15 protein-coding genes are annotated in these 18,015 nt (G+C 59.8%); 11 read left to right on the top strand and 4 right to left on the bottom strand.

Annotation, left to right across the window (positions count from 1 at the left end; genetic code table 11):
- Positions 1-138 precede the first annotated feature (138 nt).
- Entirely contained in the window at positions 139-1,839 is a 1,701-nt protein-coding gene (locus LB558_RS07615) for an FAD-dependent oxidoreductase (protein ID WP_224696971.1), read from the bottom strand.
- Positions 1,840-2,298: 459 nt separating this feature from the next.
- Between LB558_RS07615 and LB558_RS07610 the strand changes: the two genes are divergently transcribed.
- The 11 genes from LB558_RS07610 to LB558_RS07560 all read left to right on the top strand — a co-directional run bounded on the left by LB558_RS07610 (position 2,299) and on the right by LB558_RS07560 (position 14,491).
- Positions 2,299-3,384 (top strand): siderophore-interacting protein, encoded by a 1,086-nt coding sequence (locus LB558_RS07610; protein WP_224696970.1) that lies wholly within the window; start codon positions 2,299-2,301, stop codon positions 3,382-3,384.
- A gap of 190 nt (positions 3,385-3,574) precedes the next feature.
- Positions 3,575-4,645, top strand: a complete 1,071-nt coding sequence (locus LB558_RS07605) for a hotdog fold thioesterase (protein WP_224696969.1) — start codon at positions 3,575-3,577, stop codon at positions 4,643-4,645.
- Complete coding sequence (locus LB558_RS07600) at positions 4,642-5,409, top strand: enoyl-CoA hydratase/isomerase family protein (protein WP_224696968.1); 768 nt, start codon at positions 4,642-4,644, stop codon at positions 5,407-5,409. The genes LB558_RS07605 and LB558_RS07600 overlap by 4 nt, the downstream gene beginning before the upstream one ends.
- A gap of 50 nt (positions 5,410-5,459) precedes the next feature.
- Positions 5,460-6,596, top strand: a complete 1,137-nt coding sequence (locus tag LB558_RS07595; RefSeq protein WP_224696967.1) for an ABC transporter substrate-binding protein — start codon at positions 5,460-5,462, stop codon at positions 6,594-6,596.
- Positions 6,597-6,757: 161 nt separating this feature from the next.
- Complete coding sequence (locus LB558_RS07590) at positions 6,758-7,030, top strand: Zn-ribbon domain-containing OB-fold protein (RefSeq protein WP_224696966.1); 273 nt, start codon at positions 6,758-6,760, stop codon at positions 7,028-7,030.
- Complete coding sequence (locus tag LB558_RS07585; RefSeq protein ID WP_224696965.1) at positions 7,027-8,172, top strand: thiolase family protein; 1,146 nt, start codon at positions 7,027-7,029, stop codon at positions 8,170-8,172. Before LB558_RS07590 ends, LB558_RS07585 begins: the two co-directional genes overlap by 4 nt.
- Positions 8,173-8,174: 2 nt before the next feature.
- A complete protein-coding gene (locus LB558_RS07580) occupies positions 8,175-9,764 on the top strand; it encodes a class I adenylate-forming enzyme family protein (RefSeq protein WP_224696964.1) in 1,590 nt (529 codons plus the stop codon).
- A gap of 33 nt (positions 9,765-9,797) precedes the next feature.
- Complete coding sequence (locus tag LB558_RS07575; protein ID WP_224696963.1) at positions 9,798-11,684, top strand: ABC transporter permease; 1,887 nt, start codon at positions 9,798-9,800, stop codon at positions 11,682-11,684.
- A 1-nt stretch (position 11,685) separates the two neighbouring features.
- Positions 11,686-12,504, top strand: a complete 819-nt coding sequence (locus LB558_RS07570; protein ID WP_224696962.1) for an ABC transporter ATP-binding protein — start codon at positions 11,686-11,688, stop codon at positions 12,502-12,504.
- Positions 12,491-13,192: an ABC transporter ATP-binding protein gene (locus LB558_RS07565; protein ID WP_224696961.1), complete on the top strand. Its 702-nt coding sequence runs from the start codon at positions 12,491-12,493 to the stop codon at positions 13,190-13,192. Before LB558_RS07570 ends, LB558_RS07565 begins: the two co-directional genes overlap by 14 nt.
- A 132-nt stretch (positions 13,193-13,324) precedes the next feature.
- Positions 13,325-14,491 (top strand): M20 aminoacylase family protein, encoded by a 1,167-nt coding sequence (locus tag LB558_RS07560; RefSeq protein ID WP_224697208.1) that lies wholly within the window; start codon positions 13,325-13,327, stop codon positions 14,489-14,491.
- 262 nt (positions 14,492-14,753) lie between these two features.
- Here the strand turns inward: LB558_RS07560 and LB558_RS07555 are convergent, their stop codons facing one another.
- The 3 genes from LB558_RS07555 to LB558_RS07545 form a co-directional block, all read right to left on the bottom strand.
- Complete coding sequence (locus LB558_RS07555; RefSeq protein WP_224696960.1) at positions 14,754-16,145, bottom strand: amidase; 1,392 nt, start codon at positions 16,143-16,145, stop codon at positions 14,754-14,756.
- Between the two features lie 187 nt (positions 16,146-16,332).
- The gene (locus LB558_RS07550; RefSeq protein ID WP_224696959.1) at positions 16,333-17,079 is read right to left on the bottom strand and encodes an SDR family NAD(P)-dependent oxidoreductase; all 747 of its coding nucleotides are present in this window, start codon (positions 17,077-17,079) and stop codon (positions 16,333-16,335) included.
- A gap of 64 nt (positions 17,080-17,143) precedes the next feature.
- Positions 17,144-17,968 carry an IclR family transcriptional regulator gene (locus LB558_RS07545; protein WP_224696958.1) on the bottom strand — a complete coding sequence of 275 codons (825 nt, stop codon included), beginning with the start codon at positions 17,966-17,968 and terminating at the stop codon, positions 17,144-17,146.
- Between the last annotated feature and the right edge of the window lie 47 nt (positions 17,969-18,015).

The following is an 18,015-nucleotide window of genomic DNA, read 5'->3' as shown; positions in this document are numbered from 1 at the left end:
TTCTCACTCCGTTACGATTAGCTATTTGCATACTAAGTCACGATTATCGAATGTCAACCGAAAGGAGGGACGCCTCTTCCTCTGCCATGGCGCAAATTGCCCGTTCTGTGGCAACCAGATGGCCTTCCCGGAGTGTTCTCATGCGTTCGCGCCTGCAAGATACTTGCCGACGATGTAGCCGAACGTTATGGCCGGTCCCAGCGTGATGCCGCCACCGGGATAATTCCCGCCCATGATGCTCGCGGCATCGTTGCCCGCCGCAAACAGGCCTTCGATAGGCTTGCCCTTCTCGTCCAGAACACGAGACTTTTCATCGCAACGGATTCCAGCAAAGGTTCCGAGATCGCCAATCACCAACTTGACCGCGTAGAACGGACCTCTTTCGAGCGGGGCAACGCAGGGGTTTGGCTTGTGCTCAGGGTCGCCCAGCGACCGGTTATAAGCCGTGCTCCCCTTCTCGAACTCGGGATCCTCGCCCTTCCTAGCGTAAGTGTTGAACATCTGAACTGTCTTTTCGAGCCGGACCGGATCGGCGCCGATCTTGCAGGCCAGTTCGGCAATGGTGTCGCCCTTGATCAGGTAGCCCGACTTGATCTGCGCCCCGAAAGGAACGGGCGCGGGCTTTGCGTAGCCCAGGCCGTATTTCCGGAACGTTCGATGATCGGCGATAAAGTGGGCGCAAACCTCGCTGCCTTCCTCGGTGCAGCGCTTGAACATGGCCTGGCAGAAGTCATGGTATGATTCGGCCTCGTTCACAAAACGGCGGCCGGATCGGGTGATGGCAATAACACCGGGTTTTGAGCGATCAACAAAATGTGGGAAGGTCCCAAGCGTACCATCGGTCTTGACCGGCCGCGAGATCGGAACCCACGCAGCCGCGTGCGGCAGCGTATCATCTACAGTTGCGCCCACGGCCTCCGCCAGCCGCAGGCCGTCGCCAGTGTTTCCAGGAGGTGCCGGAGAGGCATGCTCATAGCCGCTGGGCGCGTGCGGAAACAGCGCCTTGCGGCGCACAGGGTCCTGCGGAAAGCCGCCGGCCGCCAGGACCACGCCTTTTGATGCAAGAACCTTCACGGCGCCCGTGGGCGTGTCTACCTCCGCGCCGATGATACGACCACGGTCATCCTTTAAGAGCTTGCGCACCGCCGATCGGGTCCAGATTGGCACTTTCAGATCGAAGCAGGACTTTGCAAGGCGTCCTATAAGCGCATTGCCGTTCATCAGCCGCATGGGACGGCCGTGGAAAGCCATGTCACGAAGGAATTTCAGGAACAGCCTTGCGACATAGAAAGCGGAAACGGGCGAGCGGGTGACATTGAAGAAGTGGAGCAATTCCTTGCCCGAGCCAATCATCATTCCAAGGAAGGTTATTTCCTGAAGTGGGGGGCGCAGGCGTTTGATCTCGCCGCGCAACTCGCGTCCGTCAAAGGGCTTGGCCACGATGGACCGCCCGCCCGGCATTCCGCCAGGAGCATCGGGGTGGTAGTCCGCGAATGTGGGTCCAAGGTCGAACTGGAGCGAGGTGTTCTGCTCGTAGAAATCCACAGCCTTCGGCGCCTCGCTCAAGAACGCATCGACGCGCGCAGCGTCGAAGTGCCTCCCCGCTTCGTGCTTCAGATAGATACGTGCTTTTTCGGCGCTGTCCTGCACGCCGGCGCGCCTGGCAGGAGCGTTGCCGGGAACCCACATCCAGCCGCCGGAACGGGCCGTGGTGCCACCAAACACTGGTTCCTTCTCGACCACCAGCACGTTTTGCCGATGATGAGCGGCCGTAACCGCCGTCGCGAGGCCTCCCGCCCCTGAGCCGACCACCAGGACATCGCAATTGTATTCGTTCACCGGGAGGCCTCCATTTATTTGATATTAGCTAATTCGTTCTGCATTGGCAAATATTTTGTGGCTGTGGCGTCCCCGCGTCAGAGTCGCGGAACGTGTGCCGAGTCGGGGACCCTTGTGTATTGGTTTTCCAACGCGCGAGTGGCGATTCATGAGAAGACCAGCTGCGCATGGCCCATCGGCGGACCCAAAACCGCTTAACTGGCAGGGGATTGGGGCAACAAAAGACGCTGGCTGGCGACCTGCTCACCGGTAGCTCAACCGTATCCTAGTCGCAGTTGGCGCAGTCCGCTTAGATCGACTCTCGATTGGTCTACATTTTCGCCAACTGGACCATTAACGAAAATTCCGAGCTTGATTTGGCTGTAGATAACATCTTCAACTTCCGATTTGACCGCGGGAGCGGCGAGCAGACAGGCGCGCCTCGAAGGGCTCGCAAATAGAAATAACCAGGTGCTGAACATGAATGACGAAGGAACGATCGAGCTCAACTGCGAGGCACGGCTAAATCTCCGCAACCTGCCTGCCTATATCGACCGTATCCGCGAAAGGCTTGAAAGCTACGATGCCGAAGCCACGCAACGCGAGGGACGGGTCGACTTTCGCTTCGCCTTTGGCGAGGCAACATTCGACATGAGCAAGCTCATTATGCGGGCAAGGGCCAGCGACCGCGACGGGCTTGCCCGCCTCAAGGACCTGCTTGCAACCACCGTCGAAATGTACGCCAAGGAGGAAAGCCTGGAGATCAGCTGGAGCGGCGATCTCGCTGACGACACCCGTCTTGCCCAATTCCGCGAAATGGAGGTTGTCGACGTTCACGCGCTAACGCCGAACATGCGCCGGATCCGCTTCAGCGGGGAGAATCTAGCGCGTTTCGGCAAATTTGGCGGCATGCACCTGCGCATGCTGTTTCCGAGCCAGGATATGCCCGATCCTATCTGGCCCTCACTCGGCGCCAATGGCTTGCCCGTCTGGCCATCCGACGCGCAACGCCCAACGGCGCGCATCTACACCATCCGCAAACTCGACTTGGGACGTGACCTGATCGAGGTGGATTTCCTGATCCATCCAGGCGAAGGGGTCGGTTCTGCTTGGGCCGCCCGGGCAGCCCCGGGGAAGAAGCTCGGGGTCATGGGGCCGCTCGGCCGCCCGGTTCGACGGGCTTCGTGGTTTCTCTTAGGCGCCGACGAAACAGGCCTGCCAGCATTGGCGCGCTTGCTGGAGACCTTGCCCGCCGAGACCAAGGGTATTGCGTTTGTCGAAATTGCTGACGATGGCGAGCGACACGCGATCGACAACAAAACCGGTATCGAATTGTCCTGGCTGCCGCGTAACGGCGTGCCGGCAGGTGAGGACATGCGGCTGGCGGATGCCATACGCACGGTGTCCTGGCCGCGAACCGGCTCGACTTTCGGATGGTTCGCCGCCGAGGGGACCGCAGCGCGCCTCGTGCGCGAACACTGGCGCGAAACGCTTTCGCTTGGTCGCGATGAGACCCTTGCCGCAGCCTATTGGCGCCGTGGCGTCACAGGCGTCATGGCCGCCTGAACGGCCCGCCGGTCTTGTCGGGTTTGGCCTAAAGCATCCACCGTCAGTGATCCTGCACTTAAAAGGCATGGCGGATAACGCGCCCTAACTATCCATGTCTAATAATGGTCCAATAATCAGTCCATAGGGCTTGACTTGCGCACATTCCCTCCTGATAACGTCGACTGAACGTTCATTCGGGTTCCAGGGAATGCTGCAGACAATTTTTTCGGGCTTCAACGCCCATATTGGGCTGGTCCTGATTTCGGCGGAAAAGGACCAGGTGGTGGCCCACCTCAATGCGGACGAGCGCCACCTTACTTCCGATGAGCGCGTCCATGGCGGGCTAATGATGGCGCTAGCGGATGCTGTTGCCGCTCACGGGACAATGCTGAACCTGCCTGAGAACACGACCACGACCACGATTGAATCGAAGACCAACTTCTTGAGAGGGGGCAAGATCGGAAGGCTGGTCGCCGAAGCCATTCCCGTCCATGTGGGCCGGACTACGATGGTCTGGCAGACCACGATCAAAGACGACCGGGGGTCAACTTTGGCGATCGTGACGCAGACCCAGATGGTGCTGCCCCGCAGAGGCCAAGAGCCCGCACGAGATGCAAATTCCGAAATGGCGATGACCCCGGCCGAGCCGGGGGCGGATAAGGGCTCCGAACAGGGCGGCAGTCGCCGCGTCGGTGCTGAACGTCGCCGGGCACAGATCCTGGAGGCAGCTTTTCGGGTGATCTCAAAAAAAGGCTTCGCCAATTCCGCCATGCGGGAAATCGCGCAGGAGGCCGGAATGCCGGTGCCGACAATGTATCAATACTTGCGAAGCAAGGACGATATCCTGGTCTCGATCTTCGACGATTATCTCGGCCAAGTGGAAAACAGCGTGCAGCTCTCCGCACTGGGAGCCGCCACCGCGTCGGCCAGATTAGCGGCCGCACTGGCCGCCAATGTCGCTGAATTCGACCGGTTCCAGGCGCAGGTCCGCCTGATGACAAGGGAGACGCGCTCGCTGCAGCCCCAGACCCGGGAGAAGGTGAAAAAGCACATGTTCGCCTACATCGATCTTTTCAGGTCGATGATTGCGCAAGGCGTGGAAAGCAAGGAGTTCCGCGTTGTCGACCCGTTTTTATACGCCAACTTCTTCGCGATGCTTTGCGAGGTGTGGCCGCTGCGTCAGTGGTCGGTCGGTCGCTACGGCGTCGAAGGCGTACAGGCGGGAATTGTCGATCTCGTGCTCCACGGCATCAAGCATCGCGAAGGGGCTCCAGCGTGACTGCGATCCTGCGCGAGAATGTCGGACAAAGCGCGGTCTTGAAGCTGAACCGCCCCTCGGTCCGCAATGCGCTCGATACCCCAACCATGCGGGAATTGGGCCGCTGCATATCGGACGTGATCGCGGACGCGGAACGGCGCGTGATCATTATCACGGGTACCGGCGACGTCGCGTTTTCGGCAGGCGGCGACATAGCCGAGATGTCAAGGCATGTCGGCCTTGAGGCCGATACCGCGATGGCTGCCTGGGAGGACACCCTAAGAATTATAGAGACCTCGCCCAAACCCGTAATTGCCGCGATCAACGGCTTTGCCCTGGGCGGCGGCACGGAACTCGCGATGACCTGCCATATTCGCACCGCATGCGAAGGGGCGCTCTTGGGGCAGCCGGAAATCGCTCTCGACCATCTTCCTGGAGCTGGTGGCACCCAAAGGCTGCCGCGGCTGATCGAGCTGGGAATTGCCTACGAATACTTGCTGACGGGCGATCCTATCCCGGCGGCGGAAGCCCATCGCCTTGGCCTGGTCAATCATGTCTGGCCGGCTGCAGATCTGCTGCCCCGGACCCTGGACCTTGCAGCGCGCATCGCGCAGCACTCCCCCATCGCCGTCCGCTTCACGCTGGAAGCTGTTCGCCTGGGGCTGCAGGGGTCACTCGACACAGGTTTGCGTCTTGAACGGGCGTTATCGAACCTCGTTCTGGAATCGGAGGAAGCGCAAAAGGGCCTGCAGCAGTTTCTGCAAAGGAAAAAGCAAAAGAGCTGAAGCCCCCGGCGAGGTCGCAAGGGGTGGCGCGGAAAAAGGGAGCGAGACGCATGAAAAAACATTTAGTTTTGGCAATGCTGGGCGGATTGCTGGCCGCTGCCAGCGCCGCGCAGGCGCAAGACGTGAAAGTCGGCCTGGTCGCGCCGCTGAGCGGGCCAGCGGCCGCCTATGGCAAGGATGTTCAGAGCGGCGCCAGCCTTGCCGTTGAGGAAATCAATGCCGCAGGCGGCATCGGCGGGCGCAAGCTTGTGCTGGTGGATGGCGACGACCAGGGCAGTCCCAAGGACGCAGCCAATGTCGCGCAGAGCTTTGTGTCGGATCCCGATGTGGTGGCTCTGGTCGGTGGTGCGACGAGTACCGCCACATTCGGCTCCGCGCCAGTCGCTCAACGCGGCAAACTGCCGTTCTTGATCACTCTGGCCACTCACCCTGACCTCACCAAGGAGGGTGACTACATCTTTCGCAATTCGACCACGCAGGAAGCGGAAGGGCCTGCCTTGGGGCGCCTTGTCTCGACCTGCCTCGGCGCCAAAAGCGTAGCCATTGTCCACCTCAACAACGACTGGGCGCTTGCCATGACGTCCCAATTCAAGAAGGCCCTTGCTTCCAATGGCGTCGCTGTAACGGCCGAAGAATCCTACGATTCCGGGAGCATCGATTTCACGGCCGTGCTGGCAAAGGCCAAGAGCAGCAATCCCGACGCAATCTGGTTCGGCAGCCAGTATGACGATCTGGCGCTCGTATTGAAGCAGGCGCAGCGTTCCGGATTTGGCAAGATACCTCTCATCGGATCGTCCGGCGCCCATTCGACGGGCCTGATCGATGTCGCCGGACTGGCAGCCAATGGCCTTTATCTCCACACGCTCTTCTTCCCGAGCTCGGCCGACCCGAAGGTCACGAGTTTCATGGAAAAGTTCCGGCAAAAATTCAACCAGGATCCCAACCTGTTTTCAGTGCAGGCCTATGACGGCATGCATATCCTTGCCGAAGCCATCAAGGCTGGCGATTTCAAGCGTGACGGCATCCGTCAGGCCCTCCTCGATATGAAGCCATATCAAGGCATCGGCGGCGCTATCAGCTTCGATCCGAAAACCCGCGAGGCCCTGGGCAAGGTGTTCACGCCCTTGGTCGTCAAAGATCAGAAATTCAGCGTGTGGGAAGAGTGCCGGGCGAAGCTCAGCAACTAAAGGAAGCAATACCGATGTCTGACGTTGTAAACGACCTTCTGCCGGCTGTTAACGGCGAGGACGGGGACGGGCCATATCTCCAGGGCGCAACTTGCGGCAACTGCGGAACTGTAGCCCTAGGCGTACGGCGCCATTGTCCCCATTGCTGGACCGAGAATTCGATGAAGGCCACAGCCCTTGGTCGGCGCGGAGTGGTTTATACCCGCACTGTCATCCACGCCGCCGCGCCCGGTTTCGAGGGTCCCTATGTGGTCGGCTATGTCGATGTGACCGAGGGCATCAGAGTGTTTGCTCATTTGCAGACAGGCGAGGGCGCACCCGATATCGGCGATCCGGTGATCCTCACCCTTGCCCCGCTTCGAACAGATGGCGCGGGGCGGCCAGCGAAGGGGCCGCGCTACCGCAAGGCAGAAGGTTTGGAGAGCATATCATGAGCCAGTCAAATCGGCGTGGCGTGGCGGTAATCGGCGTGGGTCTGGTGCCGTTCGACAAATACGAGAATGAGACAATCGAAGAAATCGCCCGCCCCGCAGTCATCAGCGCAATGCGCGATGCCGGCTTTGCGCGCAATCAGATCGAGAGCGCGTTCGTCTCACACGTCTACCAGGGAGAAGTCCTGGGGCAGCGCATTCTACGCGGTCTCGGTTTCGCCGACATACCTATCACCAACATCGAGAATGCTTGCGCTGGCGGGTCAACGGCAGTGCGCGAAGCATTCCTCTCGATCGCCCACGGTGTCTTCGAAACGGCCCTGGTGATCGGCGCGGAAAAGATGGGCCGTGGGCTAATCAATTTCCTCAACCCGGATATCGAACAGACGCTCGGCAATATTGCTCCCGCTCAATACGCGATGGCGGCCCAGCGCCACATTCACGAATTTGACACGCCGCGTGCAGCGTTCGCCGAAATCGCAGTCAAAAGCCGTCGCCATGCCTCGCTCAACCCGAACGCTCGCTTTCGCGATAGGGTTACTCGCGACGAGGTCTTGGCATCCAGACCGATCGCCGAGCCGATGACATTGTTGGAATGCTGCCGCAACGGGTCGGGCGCGGCCGCTTTGGTGCTGGTGTCTGAAGAAAAGGTGCGCAGCATTGGCGCCAAGCCGATCTGGATCCTGGGCTCAGGCCTCGGCTCGTGGATGTTCGACAATACCCAGCATGATCTTACGAATTTCGGGGCAACTCGTGCGGCGGCAAAGGCTGCCTACGAGGCGAGCGGGCTCGGTCCCGATGATCTTGACATCGTCGAACTCCATGACGCCTTCACGGCCGGGGAGCTTCTCCACTACGAAGGGCTTGGGCTTTGCGCGAAGGGCGAGGGCGGGCGTCTAGCCCTTGATGGGGCGACGGCGCTCGGGGGGCGAATTCCGGTCAATGTGTCAGGCGGCCTTATCTCTAAATCGCATCCGCTAGGGGCGACCGGAGTTGCACAGATTTGCGAGCTCACCTGGCAATTGCGCGGCGAGGCCGACGGCCGCCAGGTCGAGGGAGCCCGCATCGCGCTTGCTCACAGTCAGGGCGGGACTACCCTGGAGTCCGGCGCCAGTTGCGTGACGGTGCTGGGCAAGGGACGGTGAATATGATCGACCCGATCGCCTTCCAATCGCCTCCGGGGATCGACTTCCAGAGGTTGCTGGATTACCCAGTGCGGTTCTTTCCGGACAAAATCGCGCTGATGGACGTCAGCGAAAGCGTGACCTTCGCTGCTGCCGACCGGATCGCCTCATCACTGGCTGCAGCATTCCAGGATGCGGGGACTGCGCCGTCGGACAGGGTCGCGATCATCCTGCCCAACGGCATCCCGTTCGTGATCGCCGAAATGGCCGTGATCAAGTCCGGCATGGTCAAGGTGCCGCTCAATATCCGGTTTCATCCCAAGGAGTTCCTTTTTGCGCTTGCCGATTGCGAGCCGGCCATCCTGGTGTGCGAAGCAGCCGTGCTCAACGACATAAAGGAAGAGGTCGCCGCCATTGGCTCGTTGAAGGCTGTGTTTTCGGTGGGTGGCCCAGTCGAGGGCGCGAGGTCCTACGAAGACGCCATCAAGGGGGAGCGGCCATTTCGCAGCGTCGGCTACGAGCGGGACGCCGCTTTCGTCATAAGATATACCGGCGGGACCACGGGGCGGGCGAAAGGCATTGTCCATACGGTCGAGAGCTTCCTGGCGCTCAGCCTCGATGTGATCCGCGAATATGGCTTCACGTCGAAAGACATCGCGCTGCATCTCGGCCACCTCTCGCACGGAAACAATTTCAAATGGGCCGCGCTCTACGCGGTCGGCGCCACGCAGATCCTTCGGGAAAAGTTTGAGCCCAAGCAGGTTCTGGAGGACATCGAACGGCACCACGTCACCTTCGTTTATATGGTTCCGACGATGATCCACCGCATGCTTCGTGAGGACGACGGCAAGGCCGACGTCTCAAGCCTGCGCATCTTCCTCTATGCGTCTGCGCCGATGCCCGTCCCGCTGCTTCGCCAAGCGATGACGCGCTATGGCCAAATCTTCATGCATGTCTATACGCTCAGCGAAGCCCCGGTCATCACCACCATACTTCGTCCTGAAGAACATGTTGAGCGCGATACGTCGGCGGGGTCGCGGCTGGCCTCATGCGGCCGCGAAGTGCTCACCATGAACCTGCGGCTTTTAGATGAGCACGGCAATGAAGTGGCTGCGGGCCAGGTTGGCGAGATCGCCGTGCGCTCGCTCAACAATATGGCGACCTACTGGCGACGTCCTGAAGAAACAGCCCGCACTCTGGTGCACGGATGGGTGATGACTGGTGACATGGCCTGCCGCGACGAGGAGGGCTACCTCTATCTCGCCGACCGCAAAAAAGACCTGATCATCACCGGGGCTCTTAACGTGTATCCAAAAGAGGTGGAAGACGTCCTTCACGACCATGCGGCCGTCGCCCACGCCGCTGTCATCGGCATCCCCGACAACGAGTGGGGAGAAATCATCCGCGCCTATGTGGTGCTTCGCCCCGGCGGCAAGGCGAGCGTGGAAGAGCTGATAGAGCACTGCCGCGGCAACCTGGCGAGCTACAAGAAGCCGCGCCAGATCGTCTTTGTCGAGGCGCTGCCGCTCAGTCCTATCGGCAAAGTGAGCCGCGCTACCCTTCGCCAAGAGGCACGGGCCGAGCAACAACTGGGACACAGCGTGGCCTCGTAGCCGCCGCATCAGCAACCCGTTAAGGACACGACCGTGGAGCTTTTTTTTCAGCAGTTGACCAATGGCGTAGCGCTCGGGAGCGTCTACGCCCTGATGGCGATAGGCTTCACCCTCATTTTCGGCGTGCTGCGCCTGCTCAATATGGCTCATGGCGAACTCTACATGCTCGGCGCCTATATGGCCCATCTGGCGCTCACCTCGCTAGGTCTCCCAGCCTGGGTCGCGCTGCCGCTGGCGCTCATTATTGTCTTTTTCGTTGCGATCGCCGTCGAGCGCGTGGCCTTCAAACCACTGCGAAATGCACCGCACTTCATTCCGCTGGTCAGCACCATCGCTGTCAGCACCATAGTGCTGGAATCCATTCGCCTCCTGTTCGGACCATATATGTTCGGTTTCGACAGCTTCATCCCGGCCGTGTCCTTTTCCCTGGGGGGCATACAGATCGGGTTGATCCAGATCTCCATGTTCGGCTTGAGCCTGTCGTTGATGATCGCCGTCCAGCTTTTCCTGGGTCGTACCCAGTGGGGAAAAGCCATCATGGCAGTGTCACAGGACACGACGGCAAGTGGCCTGCTCGGCATAAATGTCGACCGGATCATAGGCTTCACATTTGCCATCGGCTCCGTGCTGGGCGCCGTGGCCGGCATATTGGTCGCCATGCACTATGGCGCAATCTACCCGACCATGGGCTTTGTAGCGTTGGTCAAGGCATTCACAGCGGCTATCCTTGGCGGCATGGGCAGCGTGCCAGGAGCGGTCCTTGGAGGATTTCTGCTAGGCATTGCGGAGAGTCTGGGCACCACGTATCTGCCTTCCGGGATGTCTGACGCGGTCCCCTTCCTGGTGCTTTTCGCGGTGCTGTTGTTCCTGCCCAATGGTTTGACCGGTCGTGGCAAACCAGCCGATCTCGGCGAGCACCACAGCGTCATGCAGATCAGTCGAAGTCTGCTTGATCGGCTATTTGGAGTTTGCTTTGGGAAGTTGGAGGCCAAGACCGATCTTGCCAAATGGACTGCCATCCTGGGATCCGTCATTGCGCTGGCATATGCGCCTTTCCTGGACGACCACATGCTTCGCATTCTCATCACGATTGTTGTCTACGGGATGATGGCGCTAGGCACCAACCTAATCCTGGGCATTTCAGGGCAATTGAGCCTCAGTCATGCCGCCTTCTTTGCGCTCGGCGCCTACAGTTCGGCCATCCTAACCAAAGACTATGGTTTCGGTTTTTTGCCTGCGATGCTGGTCGGGATCGCGGTGGCCGCGGCAAGCGGGTTTTTCATCTCCCTCATGACATTTCGCGTGCGCGGCTACTATCTGGCGCTCGTCACTTTGGCTTTCGCCGAGCTGGTCAGAATAACGATCGCTCATTGGAATTCGTTCACCGGCGGCATGATGGGGGTGCGCGCCATCCCGGCGCCCGCGATCGGCGGTTTCGAGTTCGAATCCCCCCTGCAATTCTTTTATCTGAGCGCATTCTTCTGCGCGCTGGCGGTCATTCTCTACGATGCCATCACATATTCGGTGAAAGGCCGATCCATGATGGCGTTGCGCGATGACGAAATGGCCGCGCGCGCATCCGGGATCGCAGTGCAGCGGCTGAAGATTACCGCCTTTACCTTGAGCGCGATCTTTGCCGCCGTGGGCGGCTCACTCATGGCGCATTATTACAGTGCAATTACCCCCGATCTCGCCTCGCTCCACGAAACCGTAACCGTGCTTCTCATCGCCGTGGTGGGTGGTCTCGGTAGCGCTGCCGGCGCGCTACTCGGATCCGCCGTCGTCAACCTGTTCCCGGAACTCTTTCGCACGCTTGGCGACTATCGCTTGCTGGCCTACGGCGTGATCCTGTTCGTTATGATCCTCTACCAGCCCAGCGGCGTATTCTCCATCAGCCGCAGACTGGCGTGGCGGGCCTGACATGAGCACCACTCTGTCGGTTCAGAACCTTTCCAAGAGCTTTGCCGGATTGAAAGCCGTTCAGAAAATGTCGCTTGAAGCGAAAGCAGGCGAGATCGCGGCGGTGATCGGCCCGAACGGAGCCGGGAAGACCACCTTGTTCAACTGTATCACCGGCGCGATCCAGCCAGACCAAGCCGAGATAAAGCTCTCCGCGCAGGACGCCAAGCAACCTGTCCTTCTGCAACGCAAGAGCATGGAGGAAATCGCCCGTCTTGGGGTGGCAAGGACCTTCCAGCAGGTTCGATTGTTCGATTCGCTCTCCCTGGTGGACAACGTGGTTCTCGGCGGCCTTTATCGCCATCAACTTGGTTGGGGCGAGATACTTGTCGATCGGCTGGGCCGTGGGGCGCGCCGCCACCGGGCATTGCGGACCCAAGCGGAACAGTATCTGCGACGTGTAGGCCTGCAGGACCAAAGATACGAACTGGCAGGCAATCTCGACCACGGAAATCGCCGGAGGCTTGAAATCGCCCGGGCCTTGGCTGGTCATCCAGTGTTGCTCTTGCTGGACGAACCGGCTGCCGGCCTGAACCGGATCGAGACAGACCGACTTACAGAAATCCTCGCGGGGCTCAGCGGCGAAGGAATGGCGATCCTCCTCATCGAGCACGATATGAAGTTGGTGATGCGCATCGCCAGCCGCATCTACGTCATGGATCACGGGGAACTTCTGACCTGCGGCTCTGCCGATGAGGTGGCCTCGGATGCAAGGGTGATTGAGGCTTATCTGGGCAGCCGCCGTCTAGACGAACCGCGAGTGGGCCATGTTGCAGGTTGACGGACTGACGACCCATTATGGGCGGATCCAAGCCATTTCGAAGGTTGCGTTTCGCGTCGAAGAACGCGAGATAGTCACCCTTATCGGCAGCAACGGCGCCGGCAAATCGACGACGTTGATGACGATCAGCGGTGTTCTGAAACCGTCAGGCGGAAGGATCGGTTTTCGCGGCACCGCGTTGCATGGCATGGCGGCCCATGAGGTGGCACGCCTTGGCGTCGTGCAGGTGCCGGAAGGCCGACGCATCTTTCCTCGGCTCACGGTCCTCGAAAATCTGGACCTCGGCGGCTTCGTCCGAACGGCGCGCGAGCGGGAGGCCACTCTCTCGCGTGTTTACGGCTTATTTCCCAGGCTTGCCGAAAGGCGAAATCAGCTCGGCGGGACCCTCTCAGGTGGCGAGCAGCAAATGCTTGCGATCGGCAGGGCTCTGATGGCCAAGCCAATCTTGCTCATTCTGGACGAGCCGTCGCTCGGCCTTGCCCCTAAGATTATCGAACAGATATTCGAGATCATCCAAGCGCTGAACAAGGAAGGCATGACCATCCTGCTCGTTGAGCAGAACGCGACGATGGCGCTCGAAATCGCGCATCGAGCTTATGTCTTGGAAACAGGGAAGATCGTCGCCCAGGGTAGCGCCAGGTCACTCAGCCAGGATCCCTCGGTTCGCCAGGCATATCTAGGGCTGTGACGGTGCAAGGCGAGCGGCGCGCCATATTTCGCAGTTCGGGCCCGTGGCAATCGGGGTGATCCCAACTGACGGGCTGTACCGGTGGACGGCCACCGCTGCCGCATGCAGACCAAACAAGGGGTGATGAGCATCATGCCAGTACTGCCATTGATCGCGGGATTCGCTGACGAGTTGGTCTCGATCAGGCACGATCTTCATGCAAATCCGGAGATCGGCTTTGAGGAGACCCGCACTTGCGGCATCGTTGCCGACGCTCTGAAGGCGTGGGGCCTGGAAACACACACCGGCATCGGCAAGACAGGTGTGGTCGGCATCTTGCGCGGTAGGCAGGGAGACGGACGAACCGTAGGAATACGTGCCGATATGGATGCGCTTCCCATGCAAGAGGCGACCGATCTTCCCTTTCGGTCGACCTTCCCAGGCCGCTTCCATGGTTGCGGCCATGATGGTCACACGACGATGCTGTTGGGCGCAGCCCGCTATCTGGCCGAGACCCGAAACTTCGCGGGCACTGCGGTGTTGATTTTTCAGCCCGCCGAAGAGGGATTGGGGGGTGCCAGGGCGATGTTGGCCGACGGCCTCTTCAGCCGTTTTCCCTGTGACGAAATCTATGGGATGCACAATGATCCGCTAGGGGCGCCAGGCACCGTGACAGTGAAGCCGGGCGTGGCAATGGCTGGTGCGACTTTTTTCGACATTACGGTGAGGGGAGCCGGCAGCCATGCGGCCATGCCTCACCTTGCCAAGGATGCTATCGTGGTCGCAACCTCTGTTGTGCAAGCCCTGCAATCAATTGTCAGCCGCAACGTCAAGCCGACCAGTGCGGCAGTCGTGTCCGTAACAAAGATTTGTGCTGGTTCGGCCTACAATGTCATGCCTGAAACAGCGGTGGTTTCCGGCACGATCCGGTATTTCGACGATGACGTGAAAAAACTCATCCACGCAAGGATCGAAAATATCTGTGCCGGCTTTGAAAAAAGCTACGACGTCCGGATCGAAATTGATTTCTCGGAAGTGTTCGACGTTTTGCTCAACGAACATGATCTATCGATGGCTTATCTCGACGCGGCCGCGGACATCGTCGGAGCGAACAATGTTTCCCAATCGACCGAATTGGTGACGGTAAGCGAAGATTTCGCCGATATGCTTCGCGTGGTCTCTGGGGCCTTCTGCTGGCTGGGCCACTCGGGGGGCGTACCACTCCATCATCCTTCGTTTGTCCTGGACGACGCCATCCTCCCGATCGGTTCGAGTATCTTGGCCAGGATGGTCGAGCGACGTTTGCCGTTGCGCCCGTGAGTGGTTGCCGGACCAATTGGGCCCTCGCTGCGATGGCGGCATCCGAACGGCATGTGGTTGAGCACGGATCGTCCCAGCGCGTATCGTAGCCAACTGGACTTGGCGCTCTTCAGTCAGAGTATCAATTGCACTGATTGCCAACTCGCCGGCGCGTTCGGAGGTCACGATCACTTCCACCTCGAAGAGGGCCTCGGCGGAGGCATCACTTCCCGAGGCCGCAAGTTGGGGCTGGCCCGTCCACCCGGCTCTCGAATTTTTTGAGTTACTCAGCTGGATGCTTAAGGTGCCAGCTCGTTGCCGACTGGAAGGCTTGCCCCGCTCGCACAAGGGAGGCTTCCTGGAAATGCGGCGCCACCAACTGAACCGCGATGGGCATCCCGTCAGCCGTCTTTCCGCCGGGTAGCGTGATCGTTGGGTTCCTCGACATGGTGAACGAGCAGGTGAACCGATGCAGCCCCGATATCATCTCGTCGTCGACCTGCGACATTCTCTCCAATGTTGGAACCGGGAAGGCAAGCACCGGGCAGGCAATCAGATCGACATGACGGAAGACCGCCTGAACCCGCCCGGCGAACTCTTCGCGTCTGAGCATCACCTTCTGGTATTCGGTGGCCGACATGCGATTGCCAAGTTCGAGCAAATCCGCGAGCGCTGGGCCGTACTCAGCCTTGCGGGAAGGGAAGGTTTCGGCATGCGCCAGCGCAGTCTGAGCCGCGCACACCCCAAACCAATCAAAGACAATCTGGGAGGGATCTGGAAATTCGATCTCGACGATCTCCGCTCCAAGGAAGCGCATGATCTCCAGCAACTGCATTAGAGCCGCAACCGTTGCCGCATCGGTGCCGTTGCTGACCCAATCGCGGTCGAGGCCGATGCGCAAGTCAGAGAGATCGTTGTTCAAAGTCGCCAGATAGTCGGGGACAGGTAGCGAAGACGAGGTTGGATCGGACGGGTCGAAACCGGCCATTACTCCCAGCATCAGTCCGGCATCCACCGCGTTTCGGGTCATCGGGCCAACGTGGTCCAGAGTTGCCGCCAATTCAAAGACGCCATGTCTGCTTACTCTGCCCCAGGTCGGCTTTAGACCCGTCACCCCGTTAGCCGCGCTGGGGAGTCGTATTGACCCTCCCGTATCCGAGGAAACCGCCCCATAACAAAGTCCGGCCGCTACCGCGACGCCGCTTCCACTCGATGAAGCCCCCGGCCACCGGTTTCTGTCCCAAGGGTTCAACGGCGGCCCATAGGGCGCCAGATGCTCGGCGTAGACGCCTTCGGTCAGATTCAACTTGCCGAGGATCACAGCTCCTGCATCTTCAAGGCGCTGAACGACGGTTGCATTGCTGTTCGCGGCCGCGTTGCGCCTGATCGGCATTCCCGCAGTCGTTGGAAAGCCCGTCATGTCCACGATATCTTTTAGCGCAATCGGGACACCATGCATCAGGCCTCGCACCTTGCCCGAGCCAAGCTCGCTATCGGCGCGATGGGCCTGTTCAAGGGCCAGATCTGCCGTCCGGACGATAAAGGCATTGAGGTCGGCGCGCGTTGCGATCCGCTCCAGTAGAGCTTCCGTCACCGCGAGCGAAGTCGTCCTGCGAAGCCGGATGAGGTCACCGATCTCTTTCAGCCCAAGATAGTGAAGATCATCAATCGCCATTAATCCTCCCTGGTCGCCACAGTCTGGCGACCCGAAACCTTTTGTGAAAACAAGGGTATTGGCGGGCGCCTGCTAGCGGGACTTCACTGCCGGCCATCAAGGCATTGGCTCCCTCATGGCAAAGCCGTTCAGGGGACGTCGCGTGGAGGTTCCAAGAAATAAATATCAGCGAACCCGAACTCACGCATCAAACTGCCAGATACCCACCATCAACGACAAGCGTCGAGCCGGTAACATAGCTCGACATCGAAGATGCAAGGAACACCACCGGGCCGACGAGTTCATCCGGTTCGCCGAACCGTCTCATCGGGATGCGTGCTAAAAACCGCTCTCTGCGTTCTGGATCGGCCCGGGTGACCTCCGTCATCGGTGTAACGAATAAGCCCGGCGCAATCGCGTTCACACGGATCCCATCTCTGGCAAGTTCCTGAGCAAGGTTCTGCGTCAGCATCTTGATTGCGGCCTTGGATGTTGAATAGGCGATAGACGTAGCGGTCGCAACGAACGATGCGATCGAGGCCATGTTGATGATGACGCCCTTCGTCAGGCGCAAGGCAGGAAGGAAGGCAAGGCTGACGTTCAAGGTGCCGTCGAGATTGACGCTCATCGCCGCGTCCCAGGTCTGGCGCAGCTCTGGGCTGTCGACGGTATTACGTGGGCAGATTCCGGCGTTGTTGACGAGGATCGCGACCTGTCCGCACTCCTGAGCGACAGTCTCGGCCAGCTTACTGCATTCCGCGGCATCCGTGACGTCGAGGCGGTACGCCCAGCAATGGCTGCCGCTGCGCTCAATCTCGTCAGCGACTGCACGGACGCCTACCTCGTTAATGTCGGTAAGCACAACTTTGGCCCCATGAGCGGCCAGTCCACGTGCAATAGCTGCTCCATTGCCTTGGCCCGCACCGGTCACGAGCGCGATCTTACCCTCCAGCATTTACACTCCCAGACGATCGAGACGGAGGGCTTTATTATCTTATAGAGAATTGATTTGCAATGGACTAATCGTGGTGACCGCCGGCGATAGATCCCACGCCGCCGGGCCTGACGTGTTTGGCTTCATAGCCTAGTTGATATGACAGGGCGTTGGTCGCCGACAGCAAAGTCTCGACGAATCTGCTCCCAACCGAGGTGTCAAGGATCTTCTCGGGGCCGATCATGGTGATCGCCAACTGCATCTGGCCGACGTGATCAAATACCGGTGCCGAAATTGCCGCGAGGCTCGGCACCGGGCGGTCTTCGATAGTGGCGAAGCCATTTCGCCGTATTTCTGCAATGGTGGTCTTGGAAAGAAACTGCGACTTGCCGATCCGCTGGCCGGAATTGTCCTCCCTTCGTTCAGTCTTGATGAACTCGCGAATCAGCCCCTCAGGCATGAAGGCGGCAAACGCCCTGCCGCTCGCCGTGCCGCTGAGGGAATAGACTGTGCCCGCGCGGGTGTTCATGTTGATCTGGTCGCTGCTTTCATGAACCTGGATAACCGTGGGACCGAAGGACCCCCAGGTCACGACTGCGACTGTCATTGCCGTTTCGGCCGCGAGATTGATTGCGCCTTCGGTCGCCATGCGCAGCGGATCAAAGCTGCGCATACGCGTGATGCCGAGCTCAAGTGCAAATGGCCCCAGCCGATATCGGCCTGCCTGACCCTCCTGCTCGACCAACCCCTGCTTGCGAAAGCTGACCAGATAGGCATGAGCCTGGGCGGGGGCGATTCCGGCCTGCCTGGCGAGATCCTTCAGCATCATCGACTCGCCCTCGCTCACGAGCGCATCGAGAAGGCGCGCACCAACCTCGATCGATTGGACTCCACGTCCGTCAGGCTTCATCTTCCCACCTGCTGGCATCTACAATCATCAAATTAACATAGCTTATG

It is taken from the genome of Mesorhizobium sp. CO1-1-8, from assembly GCF_020164875.1.
Classification (GTDB): domain Bacteria; phylum Pseudomonadota; class Alphaproteobacteria; order Rhizobiales; family Rhizobiaceae; genus Mesorhizobium.
The sequence above is the reverse complement of the archived record's forward strand: the minus strand, read 5'-3'. Positions and strand labels throughout refer to the sequence as shown.

Bases quoted from the DNA above. Each gene is read 5' to 3' on its own strand.
- LB558_RS07605 (WP_224696969.1), top strand. From the start codon at position 3,575: ATGCTGCAGACAATTTTTTCGGGCTTCAACGCCCATATTGGGCTGGTC.
- LB558_RS07565 (WP_224696961.1), top strand. From the start codon at position 12,491: ATGTTGCAGGTTGACGGACTGACGACCCATTATGGGCGGATCCAAGCC.
- LB558_RS07580 (WP_224696964.1), top strand. From the start codon at position 8,175: ATGATCGACCCGATCGCCTTCCAATCGCCTCCGGGGATCGACTTCCAG.
- LB558_RS07560 (WP_224697208.1), top strand. From the start codon at position 13,325: ATGCCAGTACTGCCATTGATCGCGGGATTCGCTGACGAGTTGGTCTCG.
- LB558_RS07590 (WP_224696966.1), top strand. From the start codon at position 6,758: ATGAAGGCCACAGCCCTTGGTCGGCGCGGAGTGGTTTATACCCGCACT.
- LB558_RS07570 (WP_224696962.1), top strand. From the start codon at position 11,686: ATGAGCACCACTCTGTCGGTTCAGAACCTTTCCAAGAGCTTTGCCGGA.
- LB558_RS07550 (WP_224696959.1), bottom strand. From the start codon at position 17,079: ATGCTGGAGGGTAAGATCGCGCTCGTGACCGGTGCGGGCCAAGGCAAT.
- LB558_RS07545 (WP_224696958.1), bottom strand. From the start codon at position 17,968: ATGAAGCCTGACGGACGTGGAGTCCAATCGATCGAGGTTGGTGCGCGC.
- LB558_RS07595 (WP_224696967.1), top strand. From the start codon at position 5,460: ATGAAAAAACATTTAGTTTTGGCAATGCTGGGCGGATTGCTGGCCGCT.
- LB558_RS07585 (WP_224696965.1), top strand. From the start codon at position 7,027: ATGAGCCAGTCAAATCGGCGTGGCGTGGCGGTAATCGGCGTGGGTCTG.
- LB558_RS07555 (WP_224696960.1), bottom strand. From the start codon at position 16,145: ATGGCGATTGATGATCTTCACTATCTTGGGCTGAAAGAGATCGGTGAC.
- LB558_RS07610 (WP_224696970.1), top strand. From the start codon at position 2,299: ATGAATGACGAAGGAACGATCGAGCTCAACTGCGAGGCACGGCTAAAT.